At 66.2% G+C, this 4,163-nt stretch carries 3 protein-coding genes and 1 pseudogene; 1 reads left to right on the forward strand and 3 read right to left on the reverse strand.

Going from position 1 to position 4,163, the window contains the following annotated elements:
• Window positions 1-185, forward strand: a pseudogene (locus A2J02_RS13290) (metallopeptidase TldD-related protein); the annotation flags it as partial.
• Between the two features lie 12 nt (window positions 186-197).
• Here A2J02_RS13290 and A2J02_RS13295 read toward each other — a convergent pair.
• From A2J02_RS13295 to cobN, 3 genes are all read right to left on the reverse strand, one after another.
• Complete coding sequence (locus A2J02_RS13295; RefSeq protein WP_068050614.1) at window positions 198-623, reverse strand: VOC family protein; 426 nt, start codon at window positions 621-623, stop codon at window positions 198-200.
• Window positions 624-705: 82 nt separating this feature from the next.
• Entirely contained in the window at window positions 706-1,089 is a 384-nt protein-coding gene (locus tag A2J02_RS13300) for a PPOX class F420-dependent oxidoreductase (protein ID WP_068050612.1), read from the reverse strand.
• Between the two features lie 18 nt (window positions 1,090-1,107).
• Window positions 1,108-4,163, reverse strand: a 3,056-nt coding sequence (cobN, locus tag A2J02_RS13305; RefSeq protein WP_068050613.1) for a cobaltochelatase subunit CobN, incomplete at its 5' end; no start/stop codon positions are given.

Raw genomic sequence — 4,163 nt, forward strand, 5'->3', positions numbered from 1 at the left:
TCACCGGTGCAGTGAACAACTTTCGCTTCAACGAAAGCCCGCTGGATCTGCTACGACGCGTCACCGAGGCGGGCGCAACCGAGGCGACACTGCCGCGCGAGTGGAAGGATTGGTTCACTCGCACGGCGATGCCGCCGCTACGCATTCCCGACTTCCACATGTCGTCGGTCAGCGCCGCCCAGTAGGGCCGGTCCGAACTACTTGTCGGGTCCGGTGAGCTCGAGAGCGATGTTGTCGGGATCCCTGAACTCGACGATGGACATGCCGGGCCCAGCATCCTTGATGCCCTCGTGTGCGATGCCCAGCTCGTCGAGGGTCTTCACGGCATCCTCGAGTGCGGCCCGGGTGTCGACGGTGAAGCTGAGGTGATCGAGCCCGCACCGGTCCTCGGCGAACGTGTCGTCGCTCGGTGCGACCGGGCGCAGCCCGAGCAGACCGCCGCCGAACTTGTAGATGACGCCGCCGAAGAGGAACCACAGCGCCTTCTTGGTCTCTTCGTCCGCGTCGGGATCCCAGGCGTAGGCGACGTCGAAGCCGAACACCGAGTCGTAGAACGATCGGGACCGGTCGATGTCACTGACGGTGAGGCGAACATGGTTGTAATCGGTCACTGCGATAGGCACGTGGTGCTCCATTCCGGCAGCAGGGGAAGCTGCCTCACGAAGCATTCGGAACTGCGCATACGAGCGATGGTGCCGACTTTCGCTAGCTGGCGGCAGTGATCGCCAGCCCGACGGAGCCGCTCTTGCCCCGGCGCAGCACACTGCCCTTGACGGTGAGCCACCCGAGAATTCCGTATTTCGATGCGATCGCTGCACGTGCCTTCTCCGTCCGGTCCGCGTCGAGTATTTCGGCCCGTGCGTCTACCGCGTCGCCCTGGGGGTTACCGCGCATGTCGCACGGTGCCAGGGTGACTGCGGGGTTGCGGCGAATCCGTTTGACCTTCCACGAATCGGATACCGTCCAGACCAGCAGCCGATCACCGTCGAGGGCACCCCACAGTGGGGTCGGTACCCCGGTGCCGTCCTTCTTGAACGTGGTCAGCAGTACGTACTTGCCCTTGGCAATGTCTTCGAAGGTGGCAGCCATACCGCTCAGAGTACGTCGCTACTCCCCTTCGAGCTCGCCCTCGGTTTCCAGATACACCTGGCGCAAGCCGTCGAGAACCTGCTTGTCCGGCTCGGCCCACATCTTTCGCTCCGCGGCCTCGAGCAGTCGCTCCGCGATACCGTGCAGGGCCCACGGATTGGACTGTTGCATGAACTTCTTGTTCTGCTCGTCGAGCACGTACGTCTCGGCCAGCTTCTCGTACATCCAGTCCTGCACCACGTCGGTCGTCGCGTCGTAGCCGAACAGGTAGTCCACGGTCGCCGCCATCTCGAACGCGCCCTTGTAACCGTGCCTGCGCATGGCGTCGAGCCACTTCGGGTTCACCACCCGGGCGCGGAAAACTCGCGCGGTCTCTTCCGACAGTGTGCGCGTGCGAACCGATTCCGGCCGTGTGCTGTCACCGATGTACGCCTCGGGCGACTTTCCGGTCAACGCGCGCACGGTCGCGACCATGCCGCCGTGGTACTGGAAGTAGTCGTCGGAATCGGCGATGTCGTGCTCACGCGTGTCGGTGTTCTTGGCGGCGACGGCAATGCGCTTGTAGGCGGTGCGCATGTCGTCCGAGGCCGGTACGCCGTCGAGACCGCGGCCGTACGCGAAGCCACCCCAGGTGGTGTAGACCTGCGCCAGGTCGTCGTCGCTGCGCCAGGTCTTGCTGTCGATCAGCTGGAGCAACCCGGCACCGTAGGTGCCCGGCTTCGATCCGAAAATGCGCGTCGTGGAACGTCGTTCGTCGCCGTGCTCGGCCAGATCGGCCTGCGCATGGGCTCGCACGTAGTTCTGCTCGGCCGGCTCGTCCAACGCGGAGACCATCCGGACCGCATCGTCGAGCAATGCGAGAACGTGGGGAAACGCGTCGCGGAAGAAGCCGCTGATCCGGACCGTCACGTCGATGCGGGGACGGCCGAGCTCGACGAGGTCGATCACCTCGAGCCGCGTCACCCTGCGCGATGCCTCGTCCCACACCGGCGAGACCCCCAGCAAGGCGAACACTTCTGCGATGTCGTCGCCGGAGGTGCGCATGGCAGAGGTACCCCACACCGAGAGTCCGACGGATTTCGGCCACTCGCCGTGATCCTGGCGGTAGCGAGCGAGAAGTGATTCCGCCATCGCCTGCCCGGTCTCCCATGCCAACTTCGAGGGCACGGCCTTCGGGTCGACGGAGTAGAAATTGCGGCCGGTGGGGAGAACGTTGATCAGCCCGCGCAGCGGGGAACCGCTCGGCCCGGCCGCGATGAACCCGCCGTCGAGAGCGTGCAGTACCTGGGCGATCTCGCGTGAGGTCCCGCGCAGACGCGGAACGACCTCGGCTGCGGCGAACTCGAGAATCTGGGTGACCACGCCGCCGTGCTCGCCCGCGACCCGTGCGGCAGCTGCGGGATCCCACTGCGCTGCCTGCATCGCCGCGACCAACCCGTGGGCCACGGCCTCGATACTGTCGACGCGGGTCCGGTCCTCGTCGCCGTCCTCGCTGAGCCCCAGTGCTTCTCGCAGACCGGGAACCGTCTGCTCTCCGCCCCACATCTGCCGAGCTCGGAGCATCGCGAGCACCAGTTCGACCTCGGCGTCTCCGACGGGTTCCTGGCCCAGGATGTGCAGTCCGTCGCGGATCTGTACGTCCTTGATCTCGCACAGCCACCCGTCGACGTTGAGCAGCATGTCGTCGAACACTTCCTCGTCGGGACGCTCCTCGAGTCCGAGGTCCTTGTGCATCTGCGCCGCTGTCATCAGAGTCCAGATCTGCTGGCGGATGGCGGGCAGCTTGGCCGGGTCGAGGGCCGAGATGTTCGCGTGCTCGTCGAGCAGTTGCTCGAGGCGGGAGATGTCGCCGTAGCTCTCCGCGCGCGCCATCGGAGGAATCAGGTGATCGACGAGGGTGGCGTGTGCTCGTCGCTTGGCCTGCGTGCCCTCCCCCGGATCGTTGACGAGGAACGGGTAGATCAACGGTAGGTCTCCCAGGGCCGCATCGGTTCCGCAGGACGCCGACATACCGAGTGTCTTGCCCGGCAGCCATTCCAGGTTGCCGTGCTTGCCCAGGTGCACCATGGCGTCGGCACCGAAGCCGCCGTCGGCCTGCGTGGCCGAGATCCACCGGTAGGCCGCCAGATAGTGATGGCTCGGCGGCAGGTCCGGGTCGTGATAGATCGCAACCGGCTTCTCGCCGAATCCGCGCGGCGGTTGCACCATGATCACCACGTTGCCGAATTGCATTGCCGCGATGACGATCTCACCGTCCGGATCGGCAGATCGATCAACGTAGAGATCACCCGGTGCCGGGCCCCAGTGCACGACGACGCCGTCGCGTAGATCCGCGGGAAGCTTCTCGAACCACCGGCCGTACTGCGCGGCCGAGATACGAATGGGATTGCCCTCGAGCTGGGCGTCGGTGAGCCAGTTGGGATCCTGGCCGCCGCGGGCGATCAACGCGTGAATGAGTGCGTCACCGTCGCGAGCAGCCAGACCGGGCACCGAATCCGGGCCGTCGAGCGGTCCGAGGTCGTAGCCGGCGGCGCGCATGTCCGACATCAGCGCGATCGCGCTCGCCGGAGTGTCGAGACCGACGGCGTTGCCGATCCGCGCATGTTTGGTGGGATAGGCCGAGAACATCAGCGCGATGCGGCGGTCGGCAGCGGGAATATGCCGCAGCCGGGCGTGCCGCACCGCGATGCCCGCCACCCGAGCAGCACGCTCGTGGTCCGGAACGTACGTGGTCAACCCGTCGTCGTCGATCTCCTTGAACGAGAACGGAACCGTGATGAGCCGGCCGTCGAACTCCGGGACGGCGACCTGCGTGGCCACGTCCAGCGGGGAGAGTCCGTCGTCGTTCTCGGACCACGTCGCGTGCGAACTCGTCAGACACAGTCCCTGGAGGATCGGCACATCGAGCGCGGCGAGCTCGGCGACGTCCCAGGCTTCGTCGTCGCCGCCGGCAGACGCGCCGGCAGGTTTGGTGCCACCGGCCGCGAGCACGGTCACGATCAGGGCGTCCGCCGACTTCAGGGTCTCGAGCAGATCGGCTTCCGCGGTGCGCAGGGAGGCGCAGTAGATCGGAA

It is taken from the genome of Rhodococcus sp. EPR-147, from assembly GCF_001647185.1.
Classification (GTDB): domain Bacteria; phylum Actinomycetota; class Actinomycetes; order Mycobacteriales; family Mycobacteriaceae; genus Rhodococcoides.

Coding starts and splice junctions, on each gene's coding strand:
- A2J02_RS13300 (WP_068050612.1), bottom strand. CDS start 1,089: ATGGCTGCCACCTTCGAAGACATTGCCAAGGGCAAGTACGTACTGCTG.